At 64.1% G+C, this 24,629-nt stretch carries 22 protein-coding genes; 10 read left to right on the top strand and 12 right to left on the bottom strand.

The annotated features are described in order from the left end of the window. Positions 1-85 precede the first annotated feature (85 nt). The 3 genes from HOP53_RS11135 to HOP53_RS11125 form a co-directional block, all read right to left on the bottom strand. Positions 86-571: an ureidoglycolate lyase gene (locus tag HOP53_RS11135; protein ID WP_234270103.1), complete on the bottom strand. Its 486-nt coding sequence runs from the start codon at positions 569-571 to the stop codon at positions 86-88. A gap of 203 nt (positions 572-774) precedes the next feature. Next, on the bottom strand, positions 775-1,608 hold the full coding sequence (locus HOP53_RS11130; protein ID WP_234270102.1) for a bifunctional allantoicase/(S)-ureidoglycine aminohydrolase: 834 nt from the start codon (positions 1,606-1,608) through the stop codon (positions 775-777). Positions 1,609-1,806: 198 nt separating this feature from the next. Next, complete coding sequence (locus HOP53_RS11125; protein WP_234270101.1) at positions 1,807-2,649, bottom strand: MurR/RpiR family transcriptional regulator; 843 nt, start codon at positions 2,647-2,649, stop codon at positions 1,807-1,809. Between the two features lie 220 nt (positions 2,650-2,869). Here HOP53_RS11125 and HOP53_RS11120 point away from each other — a divergent pair, with 220 nt between their 5' ends. Continuing rightward, a complete protein-coding gene (locus HOP53_RS11120) occupies positions 2,870-4,318 on the top strand; it encodes a YfcC family protein (protein WP_234270100.1) in 1,449 nt (482 codons plus the stop codon). 130 nt (positions 4,319-4,448) lie between these two features. Here HOP53_RS11120 and puuE read toward each other — a convergent pair whose 3' ends face one another. Further along, positions 4,449-5,375, bottom strand: a complete 927-nt coding sequence (gene puuE, locus HOP53_RS11115) for an allantoinase PuuE (RefSeq protein ID WP_234270099.1) — start codon at positions 5,373-5,375, stop codon at positions 4,449-4,451. Positions 5,376-5,997: 622 nt separating this feature from the next. Here puuE and HOP53_RS11110 point away from each other — a divergent pair. Then, positions 5,998-6,744, top strand: coding sequence for an aspartate/glutamate racemase family protein (locus HOP53_RS11110; protein ID WP_234270098.1), 747 nt, complete (start codon positions 5,998-6,000; stop codon positions 6,742-6,744). A gap of 140 nt (positions 6,745-6,884) precedes the next feature. Continuing rightward, on the top strand, positions 6,885-8,276 hold the full coding sequence (locus tag HOP53_RS11105) for an NCS1 family transporter (protein ID WP_010626999.1): 1,392 nt from the start codon (positions 6,885-6,887) through the stop codon (positions 8,274-8,276). Between the two features lie 155 nt (positions 8,277-8,431). Here HOP53_RS11105 and HOP53_RS11100 read toward each other — a convergent pair whose 3' ends face one another. Continuing rightward, positions 8,432-9,196: a FadR/GntR family transcriptional regulator gene (locus HOP53_RS11100; RefSeq protein ID WP_234270097.1), complete on the bottom strand. Its 765-nt coding sequence runs from the start codon at positions 9,194-9,196 to the stop codon at positions 8,432-8,434. A 168-nt stretch (positions 9,197-9,364) separates the two neighbouring features. Here HOP53_RS11100 and HOP53_RS11095 point away from each other — a divergent pair, with 168 nt between their 5' ends. The 3 genes from HOP53_RS11095 (at position 9,365) to HOP53_RS11085 (ending at position 13,440) form a co-directional block, all read left to right on the top strand. Further along, positions 9,365-10,249 carry a fumarylacetoacetate hydrolase family protein gene (locus HOP53_RS11095; RefSeq protein WP_234270096.1) on the top strand — a complete coding sequence of 295 codons (885 nt, stop codon included), beginning with the start codon at positions 9,365-9,367 and terminating at the stop codon, positions 10,247-10,249. Positions 10,250-10,318: 69 nt separating this feature from the next. Further along, positions 10,319-11,413 carry a type 2 periplasmic-binding domain-containing protein gene (locus tag HOP53_RS11090; RefSeq protein ID WP_234270095.1) on the top strand — a complete coding sequence of 365 codons (1,095 nt, stop codon included), beginning with the start codon at positions 10,319-10,321 and terminating at the stop codon, positions 11,411-11,413. 68 nt (positions 11,414-11,481) lie between these two features. Next, positions 11,482-13,440, top strand: a complete 1,959-nt coding sequence (locus HOP53_RS11085; RefSeq protein ID WP_234270094.1) for a tripartite tricarboxylate transporter permease — start codon at positions 11,482-11,484, stop codon at positions 13,438-13,440. A 42-nt stretch (positions 13,441-13,482) separates the two neighbouring features. Here HOP53_RS11085 and HOP53_RS11080 read toward each other — a convergent pair whose 3' ends face one another. From HOP53_RS11080 to uraH, 3 genes are all read right to left on the bottom strand, one after another. Beyond that, on the bottom strand, positions 13,483-14,211 hold the full coding sequence (locus HOP53_RS11080) for a GntR family transcriptional regulator (RefSeq protein WP_234270429.1): 729 nt from the start codon (positions 14,209-14,211) through the stop codon (positions 13,483-13,485). Between the two features lie 147 nt (positions 14,212-14,358). Then, positions 14,359-15,561, bottom strand: a complete 1,203-nt coding sequence (locus tag HOP53_RS11075) for a urate hydroxylase PuuD (RefSeq protein ID WP_234270093.1) — start codon at positions 15,559-15,561, stop codon at positions 14,359-14,361. Positions 15,562-15,771: 210 nt separating this feature from the next. Continuing rightward, positions 15,772-16,125 (bottom strand): hydroxyisourate hydrolase, encoded by a 354-nt coding sequence (uraH, locus tag HOP53_RS11070; protein ID WP_103969505.1) that lies wholly within the window; start codon positions 16,123-16,125, stop codon positions 15,772-15,774. 187 nt (positions 16,126-16,312) lie between these two features. Here uraH and uraD point away from each other — a divergent pair, with 187 nt between their 5' ends. From uraD to HOP53_RS11055, 3 genes are all read left to right on the top strand, one after another. After that, a complete protein-coding gene (uraD, locus tag HOP53_RS11065; protein WP_234270092.1) occupies positions 16,313-16,843 on the top strand; it encodes a 2-oxo-4-hydroxy-4-carboxy-5-ureidoimidazoline decarboxylase in 531 nt (176 codons plus the stop codon). Between the two features lie 318 nt (positions 16,844-17,161). Next, positions 17,162-18,544, top strand: coding sequence for a uracil-xanthine permease family protein (locus HOP53_RS11060; protein ID WP_234270091.1), 1,383 nt, complete (start codon positions 17,162-17,164; stop codon positions 18,542-18,544). 137 nt (positions 18,545-18,681) lie between these two features. Next, positions 18,682-19,293 carry a phosphoribosyltransferase gene (locus HOP53_RS11055; protein WP_234270090.1) on the top strand — a complete coding sequence of 204 codons (612 nt, stop codon included), beginning with the start codon at positions 18,682-18,684 and terminating at the stop codon, positions 19,291-19,293. Positions 19,294-19,357: 64 nt separating this feature from the next. Here HOP53_RS11055 and HOP53_RS11050 read toward each other — a convergent pair whose 3' ends face one another. Both HOP53_RS11050 and HOP53_RS11045 read right to left on the bottom strand, forming a co-directional pair. Then, positions 19,358-19,711 (bottom strand): phasin family protein, encoded by a 354-nt coding sequence (locus tag HOP53_RS11050; RefSeq protein WP_234270089.1) that lies wholly within the window; start codon positions 19,709-19,711, stop codon positions 19,358-19,360. Positions 19,712-19,828: 117 nt separating this feature from the next. Continuing rightward, entirely contained in the window at positions 19,829-20,536 is a 708-nt protein-coding gene (locus HOP53_RS11045; protein ID WP_234270088.1) for a glutathione S-transferase N-terminal domain-containing protein, read from the bottom strand. Positions 20,537-21,081: 545 nt separating this feature from the next. Between HOP53_RS11045 and HOP53_RS11040 the strand changes: the two genes are divergently transcribed. After that, positions 21,082-22,914 carry an L-lactate permease gene (locus HOP53_RS11040; protein ID WP_234270087.1) on the top strand — a complete coding sequence of 611 codons (1,833 nt, stop codon included), beginning with the start codon at positions 21,082-21,084 and terminating at the stop codon, positions 22,912-22,914. Between the two features lie 91 nt (positions 22,915-23,005). Here HOP53_RS11040 and HOP53_RS11035 read toward each other — a convergent pair whose 3' ends face one another. Then, on the bottom strand, positions 23,006-23,530 hold the full coding sequence (locus HOP53_RS11035) for a gamma carbonic anhydrase family protein (RefSeq protein WP_234270086.1): 525 nt from the start codon (positions 23,528-23,530) through the stop codon (positions 23,006-23,008). A 19-nt stretch (positions 23,531-23,549) separates the two neighbouring features. Next, positions 23,550-24,584 carry a low-specificity L-threonine aldolase gene (gene ltaE, locus HOP53_RS11030; RefSeq protein ID WP_234270085.1) on the bottom strand — a complete coding sequence of 345 codons (1,035 nt, stop codon included), beginning with the start codon at positions 24,582-24,584 and terminating at the stop codon, positions 23,550-23,552. Positions 24,585-24,629 lie beyond the last annotated feature (45 nt).

Below are 24,629 nucleotides of genomic sequence, written 5' to 3'. Positions count from 1 at the left end.
ATACTGGAAAATATTTTCATAAATTCACTCAAGCACAAAAAACCCAGGCCAAAACAGCAGCCTGGGTCATTCTTTCCCCGTGAGCTCAGAGCGTGATGCGCAGCGCCAGCGGATGCTCGTCGCAGTTGTTGCCCTCACCGCCGCGATCCACCACCAGAAACTCCCCTTCGCGATCGAGCACCGACTGGATGGCGTGCCAGGTGCCGGCGCGATAGTTCACCCCCTGGCGGCCATCGGTGACGAAGGCGCGCACCTCGGCCGGGTCGATGCTGTCGCCCGGCGGCGCCACCACAATCACGAAGCGCTCCTCGTGCAGCGGCATGAAGGCCTGGCTGCCCTGGGGGTGACGTTCGAGGAAGTCGAGTTCCAGCGGGATCGACACCGGCTGGCTGACGAAGATACTGATCAGCGCCCTCGCCTGCTCGCCCAAGGTCTCGACCTTGGCCAGGTCATGGTAGCGCCGGGTGCGCCCGGCATTGATGTGAAAGTAGTCCGCCGTGCGGGTGTCGATGACGTCACCGAAGGGCACGAAGGCCTTAGTCGTCAGCGGCTCGGCTTTGAGTTCCAGCATGTTAGCCCCTCGATTCATTCGGCAATCAGTCTTTATCACCGGGGCTGATCCGGCGGCAGGCCTGCGAGGAGGCGCTGTGAACCCATCCCTGGGCGCTACTTTTGCCATCCCTGGCAAAAGACCTCCTCTCCGGCCTGCCCCCGGCGCCCCTAACGTCGCTGAGATCGGAAAACTCGGCGACGTTACTGCAAGCCCCCTGTGTCTCAGCGAGTACCCAGCCGCAGCGCCGCGTGACGGTTCACGTCCTTGTACAGCAGGTAGCGGAACGGCCCCGGCCCCCCGGCGTAGCACGCCTGCGGGCAGAAGGCGCGCAGCCACATGAAATCGCCCGCCTCGACCTCGACCCAGTCCTGGTTGAGATGGTAGACCGCCTTGCCCTCGAGCACGTAGAGGCCGTGCTCCATGACGTGGGTCTCGTCGAAAGGGATCACTGCCCCGGGCTGGAAGGTGACGATGTTGACGTGCATGTCGTGACGTATGTCATTGGGGTCGACGAAGCGAGTGGTGGCCCAGCGCCCTTCGGTGCCCGGCATCGGGTTGGGCTCGAGGTCGTTCTCGTTGACCACGAAGGCCTGCGGCACCTCGATGCCCTCGACGAATTCGTAGGCCTTGCGCACCCAGTGGAAGCGCACCGGCGCATCCGATTCGTTGCGCAGCTGCCAGTGGCAGCCCGGCGGCAGGAAGGCGTAGCCGCCCGGCGCCATCTCGTGGCGCTCGCCGGCAATGGTCAGGGTCATCTCGCCCTCGACCACGAACAGGACACCCTCGGCACCAGGGTCGAGCTCGGGCTTCTCGCTGCCGCCACCCGGCCCCACCTCCATGATGTACTGAGAGAAGGTCTCGGCGAAACCGGAGAGCGGACGCGCCAGCACCCACAGCCGGGTCTGCTCCCAGAACGGCAGGTTGCTGGTCACGATGTCGCCCATCACGCCCTTGGGAATGAAGGCGTAGGCCTCGGTGAACACCGCCCGGTCGGAGAGCAACTGGGTCTGGGGCGGGTGTCCGCCGTGGGGGGCGTAATAGGTGCGGTTGGTCATGAGCGGCTCCTCATAGGCGGAATCGGCCTTGGCACAGGCCAAAAAATCATTTCATAACTTGTGAAACTAACGTCTCACAAGTAACGTGTCTAGCAACTTTCGTTTCATACATCGACGGCACAAGAGGCTACCGGCATGCCCTTCTCCCATGCCCACCCGCCGAAGGTTGTAAGCGGTCGCAGCGTCTATCCTTCCCTATCAGGAAGAGAGTTCGTCAAGCCCCTGATAAAGTTCGGTGACGGCATCGATGCGGGCCCGCCCCTGGGCCAGCCGCTGGTGCAGCAAACCGTTGGCCAGCAGACTGACAAGACTCATGGCGCTGGCGTAGCTGTCGAAGGCCGAAATACTGTCCAGCGGACACTCCAGCCACCAGTCGGTTCGCTCGGCATGGCTCGCCGCAGTGCCATCCCCGATCAGCAGCACCCGACAGGGCAGGGCCGCGAGGGTCTCCACCAGTTCCTCGAACAATCGCGGACGCCGACGGAAGCCGAACAGAATCACCAGATCCTCCGCCCCCAGACCGACCAGCTCCTCGGCCAGGGACTGATTGGGCTGGGGCGCGAGGCTCACCTCGTCACGAGCCTGAATCAGCTGCTGACGAAAGTGCATGGCCAGGGGATAGCTGTTGCGAAACCCTACCAGCAGCAGCCGTCGCGCCTGATCCATTGCCTGCAGGATCGCCTCGAAGGTATGCGGCTCGATGGCACCGAGGGTTCTGCGCAGGTTCTCCTGCTCCCGTGCCAGATGACGCTTGAAACGTTCGCCATCTCCGCTCGCCGCCTGGGCATCGGTGACCAGGGGCATACCCAAGTTGCGCAGCTGGCGAGCATGGTGCTTCACCGCCTGGAAGCTTTCGAAGCCAAGGCGCTTGAACAACCGGCTGACCGTCGATTTCGACACCCCGGTAACGCGTGCCAGATCGGTCGCGCTATATACCGCCAAGTCGTCGAAATGCTCGAGAATGAAGGCCGCGACACGCTGCTCCTGAGCGCTCAGCTCGGCATATTGGGCCGATATTCGCTGACCGATGTGAGGCGTCATGGCCGTCTGATGCGTCCGCAAAAAAGCTCTCCTCTAACCCGGCCACAGCGCCGGGCGCGCGCCCCTAGGCGTCATTATTCTGTACCCACAATGAGCGGAAGGAATCGCCACCGATACCCGGCCTTACCGTCTCCGCCATCTCCCCGCGACGCTCGCTTCTCGAAGCGAAACAGCGCCGCATCACTATAGCGAGATCATCAACAACAACGCGAGGTGCCCCATGACGAAACCCACTCCCTCAAACAGCCCAACAGGAGCCCAAGACTCCAAGCGGTCTCATTGGCAGATTCCGCATATCTACGTCATCCTCTTCGTATTCATCGCCATGGCGGCCGTGGCGACCTATTTCGTGCCCGCTGGCCAGTACGAGAGAGTGCCCGGGCCCGAAGGCCGCACCACCATCGACGCAGAGTCGTTCCAATACGTCGAGCAGAACCCGACGAGCCTCGTCGACTTCATGCTGGCGATACCCAATGGCTTGATGAGTGCCGGTGAAGTCGTGTTCTTCACCTTCATGATCGGCGGCATGTTCATGGTGCTGCGCCGTACCGGCATCATCGAAATCGGTGTCGACAAGCTGAGCCGACGCTTCGCCAATCGAAGCCTGCTGATGATTCCAGTCTTGATGACGGTCTTTGCCCTGGTCGCGACGATCATCGGCACCCAGGAGCTGGCCCTGGTTTACGTGCCGGTCATTCTGCCGTTGATGATTGCCCTGCGCTTCGACTCGGTAACCGCTGCGGCCGTGGCGCTGTGCGCCACCACCGCCGGTTTCGCTTCGGGTGTACTCAATCCGATCAATACCGGGCTCGGTCAGCAGCTCTCCGACCTGCCGCTCTACTCCGGTTTCGGCCTGCGAGCAGCCGCCTTTGCCATCATCCTGGGTGCTGCCATCTACTTCGTCATGCGCTATGCGCGCCAGGTTCGCGACAACCCCGAATTGAGCCTGATGGCGGGCGACGAAACGGAAGAGGAAAAGCGCTCGCTCTACCAGCACGCCACCGATGAGGGAGCCCTGACCGCCAACGGCCGCCAGAAACTGGCAGCGGTCGCCACCTTCGCCTTCTTCGGCCTGCTGGTCTATGGCGTGCTGCGCCAGGGCTGGTTCATGATGGAGATGGCCGGGCTGTTCATCATCATGGGCATCGTCGTCGGTCTCATCGCCGGCTTGAGCACCACGGCCATCAGCGAAGCCTTCAACAAGGGCTTCCGCGACGTGCTGGTGGGCGCCATGATCGCTGGCGTGGCCCGTGGCGTAGCCGTCGTGCTGGAAGATGGCCAGATCATGGATACCCTGGTCATGGGACTCGGCAGCCTGGTTGGCGAACTGCCGACCATGCTGTCGGCCATCGGCATGTACTTCGCGCAGCTGGCCTTCAACTTCGTGGTGCCCTCGGGCAGCGGGCAGGCCCTGGTGACCATGCCGATCATGGCCCCGCTCTCCGACCTGATCGGCGTGACCCGCCAGACCGCCGTGCTGGCCTTCCAGCTCGGCGACGGCATGGGCAACATCCTCTACCCCACTTCTGGCTATTTCATGGCGACTCTCGCCATTGCCGGCGTGCCTTGGCAGAAGTGGGTAAAGTTCTTCTTCCCGCTGTTCTGTCTCTGGGTAGCGATCGCCATCGGCTTCCTGGCTTTTGCACAAGCCACCCAGTGGGCCGGCTGAGCTTCTTCGCTCTAGCCATCCACTACCCTGCCAGGCCCTGCCCGGCATCGCCGGACAGGGTCTTGTCAGGGTGGCCGGCACCCTCACCGGAACCTCCGCGTTCATCAGGGTCTCAGCGCTCGCCAGATGCTCAGCGCGCCGGCGCCGGATGGTGCTCCACCCAATGCCGCGCGATGTCCACCCGCCGGGCGACCCACACCCGGTCATGGGCCTCGATGTGATCGAGGAAGCGCTGCAGGGCGCGGAAACGCCCGGGGCGGCCGAGCAGCCGGCAGTGCATGCCCACCGAAAGCATCTTGGGCGACTCCTCGCCTTCCGCGTAGAGCACGTCGAAGGCGTCGCGCAGGTAGGTGAAGAAGTGGTCGGCGGTGTTGAAGCCCTGGGGCGCGGCGAAGCGCATGTCGTTGCTGTCCAGGGTATAGGGCACGATCAGATGGTCGTGCTCGACGCCTTGGCTGTCGGCCTCCCGGGTCCAGAACGGCAGGTCGTCGCCGTAGTAGTCGCTGTCGTAGAGGAAGCCGCCCTCGTCGAGGACCAGCCGCCGGGTGTTGGGGCTGTCGCGGCCGGTATACCAGCCTTGGGGCTTCTCGCCGTAGAGGCGCTGAAAGATCTCCATGGCGCGCTGCAGATGCTCGCGCTCGACGTGCTCGGGCACTTCCTGGTAGTGAATCCAGCGGTAGCCATGACAGGCGATCTCGTGGCCCAGCTCCTTGAACGCCTGAGCCACCTCCGGGTGGCGCTCCAGGGCCATGGCCACACCGAACACGGTGAGCGGCAGGCCGCGCCGTTCGAACTCCCGCAGGATGCGCCACACGCCGGCCCGTGAGCCGTACTCGTAGATCGATTCCATGCTCAGGTGGCGATCGGGATAGGCGGCCGCGCCGATGATCTCGGAGAGAAACTGCTCGGAGCCGGCATCGCCATGCAGCACGCAGTTCTCGCCGCCCTCTTCGTAGTTGAGCACGAACTGCACGGCGATCTTCGCCCGCCCCGGCCAGTTGGCGTGGGGTGGGTTACGGCCGTAGCCGATCAGGTCACGGGGGTAATCAATGCTCATCTAGCACCTTCCTCTTTGTTCTGTGTTGCGCAGTTCTGTTTTGCGCAATCTATGTCGCGCAGTTCTGTGCCGCTGTACGAATAACGGGCCAGGCGGCGTCGCGAGCAAAATGTATACAGGATAGAAAATAGACTGTATCCAGCAGTGTTGCAACCAGGCATACCGGCCCTCGCAGGCTAGCGCGATGCCCTCGAGTCCAGGGCCGGCAGCGACGGCGCTTCGCGCCAGCAGGCATTGTTCGGGGGTTGGCTTGGTCGGACGCCACCACCATATTTTTGTATACAAAAATCATTCGACTGACAAGTCCACATCATGCGCTTCGAGCCCCACGGCTATCCGCTTGCTCGATACCGAGACAAACCGCAGGCGAAGCTGGAAAAATTCATCATGTATACAATACAAGTCACATTCGGTACCCAAATTCTCAGGGCTCTTCTCTCTCTTAGACCTATGTATAACAGTCAAGCCATCCGGCACTCCTGCTCGATTGACCGCCAAACCATTGAGATAAAACAAAAAATCCTCGCAGCCCCTGAGGGTAACAAATTTCTTGCGCTGAAGAGTCGCAGCACCTATTTTGTGTACAAAGACATTTTTTATTGTTCACAAAGAGAGAGACTACATGCGACTGCGCGTCATCAACCCCAACACCACGGCTGCCATGACCCGCAAGATCGGCGAAGCGGCACAGCGGATCGCCGCCCCCGGCACGACCGTCGTCACCACTCAGCCCGCTGACGGGCCGGTATCCATCGAGAGTCATTTCGATGAAGCGATCAGCGCCGTGGGCGTGCTGGAAGAGGTGCTGGCGGGAGAGAAGGAAGGCACCGATGCCTATGTGATTGCCTGCTTCGGTGACCCGGGCCTGCTGGCGGCTCGCGAGCTGACCCGCGCCCCGGTGATCGGCATCGCCGAGGCGGCCTTCCATGCCGCCAGCCTGATCAGCACCCGGTTCTCGGTGGTCACCACCCTGTCGCGTACCGGCATCATCGCCGAGCACCTGCTGGAGCAGTACGGCTTTCGCCACCACTGCCGCCGGGTGCGTGCCGCCGAGATCCCTGTGCTCGATCTGGAGGAGGATGGCTCGGCAGCGCTCTCGCGCATCATCGACGAGTGCCGCCGCGCCCGCGACGAGGATGGCATCGGTGCCATCGTGCTGGGCTGCGGCGGCATGGCCGACCTGACCCAGCGCATTTCCCAGGAAGTCGGGCTGCCGGTGGTCGAGGGCGTCACGGCTGCCGTGAAGCTGGCCGAGGCGCTCGTTGGGCTGGGCCTCGGCACCAGCAAGCACGGCGACCTGGCCTTCCCGCGCCCCAAACCCTTCACCGGCCGCTTCGAAAGGTATTCGCAGCTTTCCAACGAGCGCTGAAACGCATCACGACTACGCATCACGCTACGCATCAGGACTACGAATCACCGCAACGCAACGCACCTTGAGCACGTCACGCCAAGCCCGCTGGCAGCATTGGGCACAAACACAACAGAGCCATGACCTGCGAGGATAGACACATGCAGAACAACAACCCGCACAGCACGGCGGCCGCTCCCGCCACTGCCCCGGCATCGCCCACTGCCGGAACGACCGCTGGGGCCACCAAGGCCCCGGGGGCCGAATCGCTCGCTCCTCAGCAAACCCGCATCATGGGGCGGACCTCCTACTTTCTGGCCTGGTTCGGCGGCTGTGTCTCCATCGGCACCTTCGCCATGGGCTCCAGCGTGGTCGGCACGCTGAACTTGATTCAGGCGACTCTGGCCATCGCCATCGGCTGCTTCGTGATCGGTATCGCGCTGGCCATCAATGGCGCCGCCGGCTACAAGTACGGCATTCCCTTCATGGTTCAGGCCCGTAGTGCGTTCGGCTTCGCCGGCACGCGCATTCCCGGCCTGGTGCGCGCGGTGCCGGCGGTGGTGTGGTACGGCTTCCAGAGCTGGATCGGCGCCGGCGCCCTGAACATGGTGTCGGCCACCCTGTTCGGCTTCGACAACCTGATCTTCTACTTCATCGCCTTCCAGTTCCTGCAGATCGGCCTGTCGGTGATGGGCTTCCAGGGCATCAAGTGGCTGGAGAACATCGGCAGCGTGTTCATTCTCGCCTCGCTGACCTACATGTTCTACGCCACGGTGCAGCGCTACGGCGACGAGCTCTCGGCCAACCTGCTGACCATGGAAGGCTCGTGGGGCATGCCGTTCTGGGGTGCCACCATGCTGTTCCTCGGCATCTACAGCACCATGATGCTCAACGTCAGCGACTATTCGCGGGAGCACAAGCACGGTACCCGCCCCAGCATCCTGACCACCATCTATGCCATGTCGATCCTGCCCTGCACCCTGTTCATGGGCCTGATCGGCTACATGGTCTCCGAGGCCACCGGCACCGCCGACCCCATCCAGGTGTTTGCCAACGCGGTGGACAACACCCCGCTGCTGATGACCACGCTGCTGTTCATCGCCTTCGCCCAGGTCACCACCAACGTGCTCAACAACGTGGTGCCGCCGACCTACGTGCTGATGGATGTGTTCAAGCTCAAGTTCGCCACCTCCACGGTGATCGTCGGCCTGCTGGCCTTTGCCACCTTCCCCTGGAAGCTGGTGCAGCCCGAATCCGCCGCCGGCCTGCAGCTCTTCGTGCAGACCTACTCCGCCTTCCTCGGCCCGATCTTCGCCATCCTGGTGGTGGACTACTACCTGATCCGCCGCCGCACGCTGGACCTCGGCAAGCTCTATGACGAGACCGGCCCCTATCAGGGCGTCAACTACGCCGCGCTCATCGCCACCCTGGTGGGTATCGCCGCCGCCCTCACCTTCTCCGCCGTCTCCTGGTACGCCAGCCTGATCCCGGCCGGCCTGACCTACTACCTGCTGATGAAGCACTGGGCACCCTGCCAGCGCTTCCGCCAGTGAAGCATCGGCAAGATAGCTGGCCGGCAAGGTAATGGCCCACTACCAGAAAAAAGTGGGATCGACCCGGCCAGCGGTCTCACGCTGGCCACAACGCAAGCCGCCGGACGCCCTTGGGCGTCCGGCGGCTTGGTTATCCGGCATGTGTCGCGTCGATATCAGCGTCGGCCGAAAAGGTTACGCTGCACCTCCAGCAAGTGCTCTTCCAGCAAGCCCCTCGCCGTGTCTTCGTCGCGGTCGCGCAGCGCGGCCACGATGGCGCGATGCTGCATCTCGTAGCGCTCACGCCGCTCCGGCGTCAGCGAGATCCGCTTGAGCCGCCCCCACTCCCCCTCTTCGCGCACCACGTTGGTCAGCTCCAGGATACGCAGGAAGAAGTTGTTGTGCGTGGCTTCGGCAAAGGCCTGGTGCAGGGCGCCATCCCAGTGCTCGAACTCCTCGATGCTGCCGGCCGCCTCGGATCTCACCAGACACTCTTGCATGCGCTCGAAATCGTCGGCCGTGGCGAAGCGCACGATGAGGGAAACCATCTGCGGCTCGATCAGCAGGCGGGCATCCATCAACTGGGCCGGGCTGACCTGCCCCGCCATGCCGCTCGACTCGGCCATGCCAGTGGCTTTCGTCGCTGGGCCGAGCGGCGCGCCCCCTTCCGCCACGAAGGTACCGCTCCCCACCACCTGAGTGATCAAGCCCAGGGACTTGAAGTGGCCCAGCACCCTGCGTACCGCGCCACGTGACGCGCCGAAGCGCTCGCTCAGTTCACGCTCGGTAGGCAAGCGGTGACCGGGGGGGAAACGTCCGCTGGCAATCTCCGCCTGGATGTATCGCGCCAGGGCTCGTGCACCATCGGAGCGGATCCCGCTCTCGGCCAAGGACTCCTGGAAATCGCTGTCATCGGCGGTACGCACTGGCCTATCGGTCACTTGGCTTCCTTTTCACATCAACCATTACGGGTCCAATCCCTGCTGAATCTAGTCCATTTGGTACATCAAGGCAAAATTTTGGGCTGAATTAGTACTTGAAAGAGTACCAATCGCCTTCTAGGCTCGTTCATTACGGAACCAAACCAGAACCAAGGAGAGCCAATTCACATGAAATTCGCCACTCTGCGGCCGGCGCCCGACCAGCCCACTCTCGTCGCCCTGATCGACGCCACGGGCCAGCGTTACTGGCCGTTGAGCACCCTGCTTCCCGACTTTCAGGGCGACATGCAGCAGCTGATTCGCGACTGGTCCGAGCTGGGCGGTCGTATCGCCCCCAAGGGCGAAGGCCAGCCTCTCGAAGGTACACGCCTCGAAGCTCCGCTTCACCCGCATCGCAACATGTTCTGTGTCGGCAAGAACTATTTCGAGCATGCCGCCGAGTTCAGCAGCTCCGGCTACGACAGCAGTACCAGCGCCGACGACGTGGTACCCAAGCACCCCATCGTCTTCACCAAGGCCTGGAACACCCTGATTGCCCATGGCGATGAGATTCCACGCCATGCCGGGGTCACCGAGCAGCTCGACTACGAAGCGGAGTTCGCCGTCATCATCGGCAAGGGCGGCCGCGGCATCAAGAAGGCCGATGCTTACGATCACGTCTGGGGTTACACCATCGCCAACGACGTCACCGCCCGCGACCTGCAGCAGCGCCACAAGCAGTGGCATCTCGGCAAGTCGCTCGACGGCCTCTGCCCCATGGGGCCGTGGCTCGTCACAGCCGACGAGATTGATCGCGACACTGCCACGATCAAGTGCTGGGTCAATGGCGAACTGCGTCAGGACGCTCGCCTCGACCAGCTGATCTTCGACGTGCCGACGCTGATCGAGACCCTTTCGGCCGGCATCGCGCTCGAGCCCGGCGACGTGATCCTGACCGGCACGCCGGTGGGCGTCGGCATCGGCTTCACCCCGCCCAGATTCCTGCAGACCGGCGACATCGTGCGTATCGAGGTCGCTGGCCTGGGCACACTGGAAAACCGGGTCGGCCGCTGACCGACCTGAACGCGTCGAGCCCAGGTTCATCGTGCGCACCGCGCGCCACAACAATACCAGGAGCACGCCATGATCCTTCCCGATACTCCACTCAAGTCCCTCTCCGCCGCCGTGCTGGTCGCTGCCGGGGGGCTCGCCGCGGCTCCCGCCATGGCCGATGACTTCTACAGCGGCAAGACCATCGAGATGGTGGTGCCGTTCGGCGAGGGCGGCGCCACCTACGTGGCGGCCAAGTTCCTCGAACCCTTCCTCGAGAAGCATCTGCCGGGCAACCCGCAGGTCAACGTACGCACCCGCCCGGGCGGCGGTTCGATCCTCGGGGCCAACTGGTTCCAGCAGAATGCCGAGCCCGACGGCGAGACGATCCTGTTCACCACCTCTTCCACCTCGAACCCCTACGTGCTGGGCATGGAAGAGGTGGAGTACGACCTGGCCGCGATGAGACCGGCCTACAGCCTGCCCTTCGGCGCTGTGATCTACGTCTCGCCGCGCACCGGCATCGAGACACCGACCGACCTGCACTCACCGGACATGCCGCTGATCTACGGCGGTATCGCCGCTGCCGCCAGCGACCTGCCCGTGCTGCTGGCCTTCGAGTTGCTCGACCTCGACCTGCGCGCGGTGCTCGGCTTCGACGGCCGCGGTCCGGCCCGCCTGGCCTTCGAGCGCGGGGAAACCAACATCGACTTCCAGTTCACCCCGGCCTACATGTCGCAGGTGGTGGACATGGTCGAAGCGGGCTCCGCGGTGCCGATCATGACCGGCGGCTCGGTGGGTGACGACGGCGTGCTGAGCGCCCGCGATCTGGCCTTCCCCGACTACCCCTCGGTCTACGAGGTCTACGAGGAGCTCCACGGCGAGCCGCCTTCCGGCGTGGAGTGGGACGCCTTCCAGGCCATCGGCGCCACTACCTTCAACTTCGGCCTCACCGCCTACCTGCCGGAGGGCACGCCGGACGAGGTCATCGAGATCTTCGAGCAGACCATCGCCGCCATCAACGACGATCCCGACTACCAGGAGCAGAGCCAGGACGCCATCGGCGGCTACGACCTGCTGCCGGCTTCGGCGGTCACCGACTCGTTGAGTGAGGCCCTGCAGCCCTCCGACGCGGTGCGCGACTACCTGCGCACCCTGCTCAGCGAGAAGTACGACGTCGAGCTGTAGGCTCGCAACCGATACGGCCGGCCTCTCGGGGCTGGCCGTACTCGACGCTCCCGCATAGGAATCGCAACGTGCTCGAGAATATCGTTTCGGCCCTGGACATCCTGTTCCAGCCCGCGCGGCTGCTGGCGCTCTTTGTCGGCATGCTGGCCGGGATGGTGTTCGGCATGCTGCCGGGGCTGGGTGGCGTGGCCGCCGTTTCCATCCTGTTGCCGTTCATCTATCTGATGGACGGCTACGCCGGCCTGGCCATGCTGCTCGGCGCCATTTCGGTGATTTACACCTCGGATACCATCACCTCGGTGCTGCTCGGTGCACCCGGCTCCCCGGCCTCGGCGCCCACTGCCATCGAGGGCCACGCCTTGGCCAAGCAGGGCAAGGCAGCGCTGGCGCTCGGTGTCGGCTTCCTGGCCTCCATGGTGGGCGGGCTGTTCGGCGCACTGATTCTGTCCGTCGCCATTCCCATAGCCGGCCCGCTGGTGCTGGCCCTGGGCACGCCGGAGCTGTTCATGTTCGCCCTGGTGGGGCTGTGCTTCGCCGCCAGCATGGTCAGCAGGGATATCGCCCTGGGGCTGGCTGCCGCCTGTTTCGGCATTCTGCTGGGCGTGGTCGGCGCCGCACCGGCCGCCGCCAACTACCGCTTCATCTTCGGTCAGTCCTACCTGATGGATGGCCTGTCGCTGCCTATCGTGGCGCTGGGGCTGTTCGCCGTGGCCGAGTTGATCAGCATGGTCGCCTCGGGTGGCGGCATCGCCGGCAAGCCCATGGCCCTGGGCAAGTGGGGCGAGAGCTTTCGCGAATTCTGGCGCAGCCGCTGGCTGGTCTGTCGTGCTTCGGTGATCGGCATTTTCGGTGGCTTCGTCCCGGCGGTAGGCGCCAGCGCCTCCACCTGGATCGCCTACGGTCACGCCATGAGCACCTCCAAGGACAAGCGTCGCTTCGGCAAGGGCGAGATCCGCGGTGTGGCAAGCGCCGAGGGGGCCAACAACGCCACGGTGATCTCCGATCTGGTGCCCACCATGCTGTTCAGCGTGCCGGGCGGCCCCGCCGCGGCCATCTTCCTCGGCGCACTGTTCTCGTTCGGCTTCTATCCCGGCCCACGGATGGTCAGCGAATCGCCGGACCTGATGTACATGATCGTGTGGAGCGTGGCGCTGGCCTCGGTGCTGGGTGCCGCCATCTGCTTCGCCGTGACGCCCTACATCGCCCGACTGACCCGGGTGAACTTCGCCCTGATCGCCGCCCCGCTGCTGCTGATCATGGTGGCCGGCGCCTATCAGGGCACCCAGACCTTCGGCGACATCCTCGCCCTGCTGGTGCTCGGCATCGTCGGCTGGCTGATGAAGAATGCCGGCATTCCCCGGGCGCCGGTGCTGGTCGGCTTCGTGCTGGCCACGCCCATGGAGCAGTACTTCTGGCTGACCACCCAGATCCACGGCTTCACCTGGCTGACTCGCCCCGGCGTATTGATCATCGCCTCGCTGATCGCCATTCCCCTGGTGCTGAACGCGGTGCGCTGGCTACGTCGGCGTCGCACCGCCGTGCCCCAGACGGAGACCGCCGTACCCGGCGAGGAGCCACCGGGCCACGACAGCGGCATCGTGCTGTTCACCGCACTGCTGATGGTGGCGGCCTTCGGCTATGCACTGGTGGAGATGCTGGGCTTTCGCCCCAACGCCCGGCTGATGCCGAGCCTGGGCATCGTGCCCGGTCTGCTGCTGAGCCTCTACGTACTGGGGCGCCAGCTGTTCCGCCTTCATCGTCAGGGGCGCGTTGCCAACCTGGCCAGCCGCCGCGAGCTGCCCATCCTGGGCGGCATCCTGAGCTATGGCCTGGCCATGTGGCTGATCGGCTTCAACCTGGCCACGCCGCTGCTGCTGGGCTGGCTGCTGCTCGGCTGCGCGCGGATGCGCTGGCACACCGCCCTGCTCTACGGGCTGGCGGTGTACGCCGTCGCCCAGGGCATGTTCACGCTGATGCGCCTGACGCCACCGCGAGGCACGCTGCTGGACCTGCCCATGCCGTGGTGAACGTGAACAAGACTCGCTCGATGAGCAGCATCAGCAACAGACTCAGACGCCGAAGATCTCATGCAGGTCGGGTGCCTCCTGCTCCTCCTCGACGATAGACAGCGAGGCCTCGATGGCCTTCAGGTGGCGGCCCATGAACGCAGTTGCCCGCTCGCCGTCGCCCGCTTCGAGAAAGCCGATGAGATCATCGTGGTCGTGGGACTCGCAGCCCAGGTGGCCCGAGCTGCCGTAGACGGCGAGAATCAGGGAAGAGCGCGAGCATAGCTGGCCGACGAAGGCCGCCAGGGTGGCATTGCCCGAGAGCTGGGCCAGACGCTCGTGGAAGGCGGCGGAGAGCTTGATCGCGCGGCTCTGCTCGCCCGACTTGAGCGCCTCGCGCTCACGCCGGGCCATGTCGCGCAGTTCGCGCACGTCGTCGGGCTTGATGTGGCGGGCGACCTCCGGCATCAGGCCGCACTCCACCATCTGGCGGGCGTCGAACACGTCCTTGGCTTCCTCGGCGGTGGGTCGGGTCACGCTGGCACCGCGCCGTGGCGTGAGGGTCACCAGTTGCTCCAGGGCCAGGCGCTGGAGAATCTTGCGCACACCGGTACGGCTGGTGCCGAACACCTCGGCCAGGGCATCCTCGCGCAGGCGCGCGCCGGGCTTCAGGCGGTGCTCGATGATGGCATCGCTGATGGTGCGATAGATCGCCTCGTGGCGCTCCGCCCCGTCGCCGTTCTTGCCCAGGCGCCGAGGCTTTGCCCCGCCCGACTCGCCGGCATCGGTCATGCTCTGCCGCTGATTCATGATCCCCTCCTCGCAGCCCATTCCTGGCTGCCATTGTATACGTATCTTCCTGGAAGTATCGAACCGACGGCAACGCCCCCGGTACCGCAGCGAGCGGCCCGGGGGCGTACCAGCGTGAAGCGGTCAGGGCTATTCCGACCAGGCGGCGATCACCTCGCGCTCCTCGTCGGTCATCCCGGTCATGTTGCCGAGCGGCATGTACTTGCTGCCCACCACCTGCTGGATCTGATTCTTCTGGCGCAGGATCTGGTCCCAGTTGTCGTAGGCCACGCCGGCCGGGGGTGAGGCAAAGCCGGGCTGGGTCGGCTCCCGCGAATGGCAGGCGACACAGTGCTGGTCGATCATGGCATGCACCTCCTCCTGGCTGGGCGCCTCGGCCGTGCCGTTGGCGGCGGGGGTCGCCCCGCCCGGCATCGCCAGCCAGAACGCCACCAGGATCAGCGCCGCCCCGGCCACAGGATAGGCCGGCTGGATCTTGCCTGCGTGCATCAGCACGAAGAACTGGCGAATCAGCGCGCCGGCGAAGATGAACAGCGCCATGAGCACCCAGGCGTATTCGTGGTTGTACACGAAGGAGTAGTGGTTGCTGATCATCAGCAGCACCACCGGCAGGGTGAAGTAGGTGTTGTGTACCGAACGCTGCTTACCGCGCTTGCCATCGAGCGGATTGGGCTGCTCGCCGGCCTTCATCGCGTTGACCATTCGCCGCTGGCCAGGAATGATCCAGAAGAAGACGTTGGCGGACATGGCCGTGGCCATCACCGCCCCGGTCAGCAGGAAGGCCGCGCGGCCCGAGAACATCTGTACGCTGAGATAGGCCACCACGATCATCAGCACGGCGACCGCCAGGCTGAGGATGCCGTCGCGCTCCATGTTGGGACTGATGCGCTTGCACATCTCGTTGTAGACCACCCAACCCGCCAGCAGGAACGCCAGCGCCAGCACGTTGGCCTGCCAGCCGCTCATGTTGGCGGCCCACTCCCAGCTGCTTTCGGGGTTGACCAGATAGAACCCGGGGTTGGTCATGTACATCAGCACGAACAGGGCGAAGCCCGACAGCCAGGTGGTATAGGACTTCCAGAACGACCAGTGCAGGTCCTCGGGCAGCTTGGCGGGAGCCGTGGCATATTTCTGGTTGTGGTAGAAGCCGCCGCCGTGCACGGCCCACATCTCGCCGAAGACGCCCTTCTCACGGTCCTCGGCGGCCTTGGGCTTGCGCAGGCCGTTGTCCAGCATGACGAAATAGATCGACTCGCCGATCCAGGCGATGGCCGCGATGACGTGCAGCCAGCGCAGCATGAAATTGACGAATTCGAGTAGGTAAGCTTGCATCTGAGGGATCTCGGTCGGTGTTGTTGTTCAGTGGCCCGGGGCCAGCGCAGCCAGTTTGAGCCAAACAAGGGATGTGCTGATCAATTGGCGAGCGGGATGAAGAACAAGGCGCACAGCGCACAGAAACCGGAGCCTATGGGGTATAGGTGAGGATTTCGAGCACTGCGCAACGCAGTGATTCGCCCGCGCAGCCATTGGCTCAGTGCTTCCCTAGCTGCCGCGGTAAGTGGAATAACCGTAGGGCGACAACAGCAGCGGCACATGATAGTGCTGGCTGGCATCGGCCACGCCGAAGCGCAGCGGGATGACATCCAGGAAGCGCGGCTCGTCGGCCTGAATGCCCTGCTGACGCAGGTAGTCGCCGGCGTGGAAGACCAGCTCGTATTCGCCCGGCTGGAAGTCGTCGCCCTCGAGAATGGGCGCATCGCAGCGGCCGTCGTCATTGGTGGTAACCGTCTTGAGCGGCGTGCGTCCGCTGCCCGAGAGCCGAAAGACCTCGATTCGGATGCCCTCGCCGGGGCGGCCCTGGGCGGTGTCCAGAACATGGGTGGTGAGTCGTCCCATTGCATTACTCCCTTTTCGTTGGCCCGAGAGTCGTGGAGCGGGTCCGGGCTGGTCAGTGCTGGGCGGGCGCAAGGACCGCCATCGTCATGAAGACAGTTTTAGCGCTTTTGGTAGTACATTTCAAAATTTTTTTGTATACACTTTCACAAGGCACGGCCCGACAAGCATCCTGACTATGGAGACCACCATGACAGACCCCATTCTGGAACCACGCCCCAGCACGCTGACACGCGACGAGTTCGTCTCCCGCTTCGGCGACATCTACGAGCACTCGCCCTGGGTGGCGGAGCTGACCTGGGAGCGCGGGCTTACCTCGGACCAGGACACGCCAGCCGGGCTGGCGGAAGCCATGGGGCAAACGCTGCGAGAGGCTTCCGTAGAGCGCCAATTGGAGGTGATCCGCGCCCACCCCGACCTGGCGGGCAAGGCCGCTATTGCCGGAGAGCTGACGGACGACTCGACCCGTGAGCAGGCCGGGGCCGGGCTGGACCAGTGCACGCCCGAAGAGATGGCACGCTTCGAGCGGTTCAACGGCGCCTACAAGGAGAAGTTCGGCTTTCCCTTCATCATGGCCGTGAAGGGCAGCAACCGGCATGCCATTCTCGCTGCCTTCGAGACCCGCTTGGAGAACACGCCCGCCGAGGAGCGGCGCACCGCCGTCGAACAGATCAACCGCATCGCCCTCTTCCGCCTGGACGACCGCGCGTCACGGTCTTGATCCTCACGACAGCGCCGGCCCGCTCGGCGCTGTCCCTCTTCTCTCACCTGACCCTGCATGTCCCGCCCGTTTTTTCCTTTCTTTTCTTCTCCTGCCCGCTCCTCCTCTCTCTAGCGTGCCCCTTGTTTCCCAGCCAAGAAAATATGACCAAACGGTCAAAACATTGAGCACAAACCATTGTTCTAAATACATATTAGACACTCGTAGACAAAAATAACTTCAAATTGTCTTTCAAAAGATGATCTATTGTGTACATTAATTTTGGAATGTGGTGCACAGATAAGCACTACCAAGACAACAACAACCGAGAGCCTGATCATGACCTACGCTGGACCCGCTCCTCAGCCAACCAAGCCCTCACGTACCGTCAATCAGAACCCGGACGCCATGCCCCCGCTGAGCAAGGCGATTCCGCTGGGCATCCAACACATCATGGCGATGTTCGCCGGCAACGTGACGCCGCCGATCATCATTGCCGGCGTCATCGGCGCCACCACCGGCGAGCAGATCTTTCTCATTCAGGTCGCTCTGTTCGTGGCGGGCATCGCCACCCTGATCCAGACCATCGGCGTGGGCCCCATCGGCGCCCGCCTGCCCATCGTGCAGGGCACCAGTTTCGGTTTCCTGCCGGTGGCGCTGCCCCTGGCCGGCACTTTCGGCCTGCCCGCCGTGCTGGGCGCCTCCCTGGTGGCCGGCCTGCTGCAGGTAGGGTTGGGGGCCTTTCTGAAGAAGATTCGCCACTGGTTCTCGCCGGTGGTGACCGGCATCGTGGTGCTGCTGATCGGCATCACCCTGATGCCGGTGGGACTCAACTACGCCGCCGGCGGTGTCGGCGCCGATGACTTCGCCTCACCCACCAACCTGGGTCTGGCGCTGTTCGTGCTGGTGGTGACCATCATCGTCCACCAGTTCGGCCGCGGCTTCCTCAAGGCCGCTTCCATCCTGGTGGGCCTGGTGAGCGGCTACCTGGTAGCCATTGCGCTGGGCATGGTCGACTTCTCCAGCGTCGCCAATGCCGCCTGGTTCTCCATCCCCAGGCCTTTGCAGTACGGCATGGAGTTCCAGCTGACCGCCATCATCGGCATGACCCTGATCATGTTCGTAGTGGGCCTGGAAACCATCGGCAACATCTCCGCCATCACCATCGGCGGCGCCGGTCGTCAGGCTAAGGACCGCGAACTCTCCGGCGGCGTGATGGCAGACGGCGTGGCTACCTCTTTCGCCGCGGTGTTCAACACGCTGCCCAATACCGCCTATGCCCAGAACGTGGGCTTGATCACCCTGACCGGCGTGGTCAGTCGCCACGTGGTGACCATCGGCGGCATCCTGCTGATCTGCATGGGCCTGTTCCCCAAGCTGGGCGGTCTGGTCGCCGCCATGCCCCATGCCGTTCTGGGCGGTGCCGGCGTGGTGATGTTCGGCATGATCGCCTCGGCCGGCCTCAAGATCATCCAGGAGTGCGAGCTGAACCAGCGCGCCATGCTGATCATTGCCGTGGCCATGAGCCTGGGCATCGGCCTGCCGGCGGTGGAAGCCATCGCCGAGACCATGCCCGGTCAGGCCGGCCTGCTGCTGAAGTCGGGCCTGGTGCCGGCGGCACTCGCCGCGCTGCTGCTGGACGCCGTTCTGCCGGGCAAGCCACAGCGGAAAGCGCCTGAGGAAGCCACGGCCAAAGGCGAAGAAGTCAGCCCCACGCCCTGAACGAAGGGGCCGGTCAGACAGGATCCGACCGGCCCTACCCTGCCCTCGCCCCACCGTACTTTTTCTGCCGCTGCTCGCGAGCCACGCGCATGCGCCATCTACACTGGTGACATGCCTACCCACCCGGAGGATGCGACATGTTTCGTGACCGCCTGGACGCCGCCGAGCATCTCGCCGAACGACTCTCCCATCTCAAGGGTTCCAACCCTCTCGTGCTGGCCATTCCTCGCGGCGGAGTGCCCATGGGGCGCTACCTGGCCGACGCCCTGGAAGGCGAGCTCGACGTGGTGCTGGTGCGCAAGCTGCGCGCCCCCGGCAATCCCGAGTTCGCCATTGGGGCCATCAGCGAGGACGGCACCATGAAGCTCGACGAGGCGGCGTCGCACTATCCGCAAGCGGCGATCGAGCGCGAAGCCGAACAGCAGCGCAAGCTGTTGCAACAGCGGCGCCAGCGATACGCCCCGGTGCGTCCGCCGATTGCGCCGGAAGGTCGAACGGTGGTGATCGTGGATGATGGTAGCGCCACGGGCGCCACCATGGAGGCGGCACTGAAGACCTTGCAAGGCCGTGCCGAACGCCTGATTGCCGCGCTCGGTGTCGCTTCCACCAGCGCCTTCGACAGGCTGGCGGCGGTCGCCGACGAAGTGGTGTGCCTGGAAGTCCCGACACGCTTCATGGCGGTCGGCCAGTTCTATCTCGACTTTGGGCAGGTCGAGGAAGAGGAAGTGATGGAGCTGCTCGTGGAGTGAGGCCAGCGTAAAAAAAAGGCCGCCGCCCAGATGGGCGGCGGCCTCGTGCGATGCCGGCGGCGACTTACTTGGTCGCGGCGCTGGCGGCCTTGACGTTCTGCTCGGCCAGCTGCTGACCTTTCTGCAGGAACTCCTGGCTCAGGTCGACCACCTTCTTGGTGTCGCCCTGCAGACGCTCGCCCAACTCCTTGGCAGCCTTCTGCTGAGTTTCGAGTACCTGCTTGAGGCCATCGGAGTCCTTGACGTCGACCCAGGCACGGGCCTGGGCCAGGGTCAGATCGGAGTAGCTGCGGAAGGCTTCCATCTGGGCCGACAGCAGCTTCTCGTAGTATTCCAGCGTCAGCGAGCCATAGGCACGCGCCGGGGCGATGAACAGGCTTTCGAACTGCTGGGTCGCCTTGTCTTGGGTCTTGCTCATGAGACACCTCCTACGTTGCGTTGCCAAGGCAGGAATGAGCCTTGTTGCAGTGCAACATAGCAGTTCGTTTTGTGCAGTGCAACATTTTCTTTCTCGGCGACGACTCCTCGGGCGGCCTCACCGGTAGGCGCCTTCGATGTCGGTGATTCTCATGGCCTGCCGCCCCAGGCCGTCGTGCAGGTCCAGCATTCGCTCGATCCAGCCGTAGACCGGATCGGCATTCGACACCAGGTCGGCGGTCGACACCACCCGCGCCCACATGAAGGCCCCGAACACCAGGTAGTCGGCAGCGGCCGGCGCCCGGCCATCGATGAAGTCGGCGTCCTTCAAGCAGCCACGCAGCGGCTCGAGCGCCGCATCCAGCTGAGACAGGCCCTTGGCCGGTGAGTGGAACTCCTCCAACGTGCGGCCGAAACGCTTTTCCCGCGTCTCGCGAAAATAGTCGCGATCCCGGGGATCGATGGCATTGAGCAGGTCCATGACGATGGTGCGCATCATGGCCGGCTGCAGGGCACGTTCGGTGTAGTGCTTGAAGAAGCGCGCCCGCGCCTCGGCAACGCCCTCTCCCAGCAGCGGTGCCGCCGGGTAGGTGTCATCGAGATAGCGCAGGATCGCATAGCTGTCGGTGACCGTGGTCTCGCCATCGACGAGCACCGGCACCTTGTCGTAGTCGGCAAAGGCCAGGGCCCCCTTGTCGGTGAAGTGCCATGGCCGCGTCTCGACATTGAGCTGCTTGTGCGCCAGCGCATAGCGTACGCGCCAGCAGTATGGGGAGAAGCGAAGTCCTTCATCGATACCGCAGAGATCGTAGAGAACCCGTGTCATGCCGCCTCCGATGGATGTCGTTTTGCCGTTCTCGGATATTTCGCCGTTCTCGGATGTTTCGCTGCTCTTGGATAGTGCCAGCCTTACTCATGGGATGCCAACCGAGCCGGGCTCGACTACGCTGGAAGCGGAAGCCTGTCCATTAGTCTAATAACGAATTCCTTGCCGGCCGCTATCGGCATCCGCTATTCAAGCACATGCGATTGTTTTCTTTGCGAAAAAATCCCTGACTTCAATTGCCGCACCGCATCATGGATTGGTAAGACCAATGATCCACGGATGGCAACTTGCGCTTTCTCTTCGTATCGTTGCCTTCCTTGCCGGCGAAGGCTCGGCAGTGGCCCTTGTCGGGTGGCTTTCACCCGCCAGCTCTAAGGAAACACTGCACAAATGCCTGCGCGAGCGAATCACTGCGTTGCGCGGTGCGCGGAATCCTCACATATACCCCATATGCTCCGGTTCCTGTGCTCCGTGCGCCTTGTGCTTCATCCCGCTCGCCGATTTGTTCAGCGCTTCCCTAACAAGGAGAAAACCGAGGAAACGTCATGACCGATACGACCCTAGCGCTACTAGCCTTCACGCCGCTGATACTCGCCGGCGTGCTGCTCATCGGCTTTCGCATGGCGGCCAAGACGGCCATGCCGATCGTCTACCTGGTCACGGCCGTCATCGCCCTGTTCGCCTGGGAGATGAGCTTCAACCGCGTCCTGGCCTCGACCTTTCAGGGCCTGATACTCACCGCCTCGATCCTGTGGATCATCTTCGGCGCCATCTTGCTGCTCAATACCCTGAAGCACTCGGGCGGCATCACGGCGATCCGTAACGGCTTCTCCGGGATCAGCCCCGACCGCCGCGTCCAGGCAATCATCGTCGCCTGGCTGTTCGGCTGCTTCATCGAAGGCGCCTCGGGCTTCGGCACCCCCGCGGCGGTGGCCGCACCGCTGATGGTGGCACTCGGCTTCCCCGCCCTGGCCGCCGTCGTGGTCGGCATGATGATCCAGTCCACTCCGGTCTCCTTCGGTGCCGTGGGCACGCCCATCGTGGTGGGGGTAACCGGCGGCATCAACCAGAGCGCCATCACCGAGCAGCTGGAAGCCGGTGGCTACACCTGGCTCGAATACTTCCGCCTGATCGCGGCGGAAGTGGCCATCGTGCACGGCATCATCGGCATCCTGATGCCGCTGATCATGATCGTGATCATGGTCAAGTTCTTCGGCGCCAACAAATCGTGGAAAGAGGGGCTCTCGATCACCCCCTTCGCCCTCTTCGCCGGGGTTGCCTTCGTGGTGCCCTACATGCTGGCAGGCGTGCTGCTGGGGCCGGAATTCCCGTCGATGATCGGCGCCATGGTCGGTCTGGCCATCGTGGTTCCCGCCGCCCGTCGCGGCTTCCTGATCCCGAAGGACACCTGGGACTTCCCCGAACGCAGCAGTTGGCCGGACAACTGGATCGGCAAGATCGAGATCAAGATCGACGACATCGCCGGCAAGACCCCGCTCTCCACCTGGATGGGCTGGCTGCCCTACGTGCTGCTGGCCGTGTTCCTGGTCGCTTCGCGCACCATCGACCCGCTGCGTGAGGCTCTCAACGCCTGGACCTTCGGCTGGAGCAACATCCTGGGTGAAGCCGGCGTCTCGGGCAGCCTCGCGCCGCTCTACCTGCCCGGCGGCATCCTGCTGATGGTGGTGCTGGTCACCGCCGTGCTCCACCGTATGCGTGCCGGTGAGCTGAAGGCGGCCTTCGGCGAGTCCTCGCGCACCATCTTCGGCGCCGGCTTCGTGCTGATCTTCACCATCCCGATGGTGCGTATCCTGATCAACTCCGGGGTCAATGCCGGCGATCTGGTCTCCATGCCGGTGGCGATGGCGCAATTCGTGGCCGACGGGGTGGGCGACGTCTATCCCTTCTTCGCCCCCGCCGTGGGCGGTCTGGGTGCCTTCATTGCCGGTTCCAACACCGCGGCGAACCTGATGCTGGCCGAATTCCAGTTCAACGTCGCCCAGCAGCTCGGCCTCTCCACGGCCTTCATGGTGGCGCTGCAGGCCGTGGGTGCCGCGGCGGGCAACATGATCGCCATCCACAACGTAGTGGCGGCATCGGCCACTGTCGGCCTGCTCGGCCGTGAAGGCGAGACCATCCGCAAGACCATCCTGCCGACGATCTACTACCTGGTGTTCGCCGGGGCGATCGCCATGATCGGCTTCTACGTGCTCAACGTCAGCGACCCGCTGATGGAAGTGGGCGCCACGGAGCCTGCCATCGTCGAGCAGATGGAGCAGGAGCCTGCGGAAGCGGCTGAACCTGACGAGGAAGCGGAGCAGGAGGCGCAGACAGAGCCTGAACCCGAGCCCTTCGAAGAGGCGGAGCAGGAAGACTGAGTCTGAGCTGACCGCCCTGTAACGGACCGCGCCCCCACGGCATCTGCCATGGGGGCGCTCTCTTATGCGGTGCCTTGGCCAGTCTCGCCGCCTAGTCGATTCGCTCGAGTCCTTCCTTGTGCTGACGTGCCTTCTCCACGTAGACCGCGGCATTGAGGCGCAAGCCCTCGAGGGCGCTGTCATCGAGTTCTCGTACTACCCTGGCAGGGGCGCCGACGATCAGCGAGTTGGGTGGAAACTCGGCCCCCTCCTTGACCACGGCGCCGGCCGCCACCAGGCAGTTATCCCCTATCACCGCACCATTGAGAATGACCGCCTGGATGCCGACCAGACTGCCGTCGCCTATGGTGCAACCGTGCAGCATCGCCTGGTGACCAACCGTGACTCCCCTGCCCACCTTGAGCGGAAAACCGGGGTCGGCGTGTAATACCGCGCCGTCCTGGATATTGCTCTGCGCTCCGATCTCGAGATGGTCGGAGTCACCGCGTAGCACTGCCTGATACCAGACGCTGACGTCCGCGTTGAGCGTTACCTGGCCGATCACCTCGGCGCTTTCGGCCACATAGACGCTTTCATGGACTTCGGGGCGGTGTTCGCCCAAGCGGTAGGTCGCCATGATGATTCCTCACTGGTTGTCAGATCGCCGAGACCGGGTGCTCACTGCCAGCCTCGGAAAAAAAGTCGTTCACGGCCGAGATCACCCGTTCGATGGCATCGGCACTCACGTCCATGTGGGTCACCAATCGCGTGACTGGCCCCACTGCGGCCAGGATGCCCCGTGCCTCCAGGCGGGCCTGAAGCGCGCGACAGCGGGCCTCTGGAAAGGCCACGAAGACCATGTTGGTATCGCAGGCGCGAACTTCCACCCCCGGCACGGTCCCCAGGCCCTCGGCCAGACGTCGGGCGTTATCGTGGTCCTCGGCCAGACGCTCGACGTGATGTTCGAAGGCATGGTGGCACGCCGCTGCCAGCACCCCCGCCTGTCGCATGCCGCCGCCGAGGGTCTTGCGCCAGCGCCTTGCCCTGGCAATGAAGTCGGCCTCACCCAGCAGCAGCGAGCCCACCGGTGCACCGAGCCCTTTGGAGAAGCAGAGCGACACCGAATCGAAGCCCTCACAGAGCTCGGCCAACGACAGCCCCGTGGCCACCGAGGCATTGAACAGACGCGCCCCATCCAGATGAGTGGCCAGACTCTGGGCGTGGGCCTGGGCCGTGGCGGCAAGGGTGTAGTCACGAGGCAGCACCTTGCCGCGGAAGGTGTTCTCCAGCGCCAGCAGGCACGAGCGAGCGTGGTGGATATCGTCGCCCTTCACCGCAGCGTGCAGGGCCTCGAGCGCCAAGCTGCCATCGGCTTCGTGGGGCAGTGGCTGCACCGTGACACTGCCGAGCGCCGCCGCCCCGCCCCCCTCGTCGCGGAAGATATGGGAGAACTGCCCGGCGATCACCTCCTCGCCGCGCTGACAATGTGTCAGCAAGGCGCAGAGATTGCTCTGGGTTCCCGAGGGGAGGAACACTGCAGCGGCCTTGTTGGCGCGCTCGGCCACGGCCTGCTCGAAGGCGTTGACGGTGGGATCGTCGCCCCACACGTCGTCGCCCACCTCGGCGCGGGCCATGGCCTCGCGCATGGCCGCGGTGGGTCGGGTCACGGTGTCACTGCGTAGATCGATCATGAAAGGCCTTGTCTCCTTGTCATTGGGCCGGCAGCGGCAAGGGGC

This window comes from Billgrantia ethanolica (assembly GCF_021404305.1).
Taxonomy (GTDB): domain Bacteria; phylum Pseudomonadota; class Gammaproteobacteria; order Pseudomonadales; family Halomonadaceae; genus Halomonas; species Halomonas ethanolica.
Note: the sequence above shows the minus strand (reverse complement) of the source record. Positions and strands in the feature narration are given on the sequence as shown.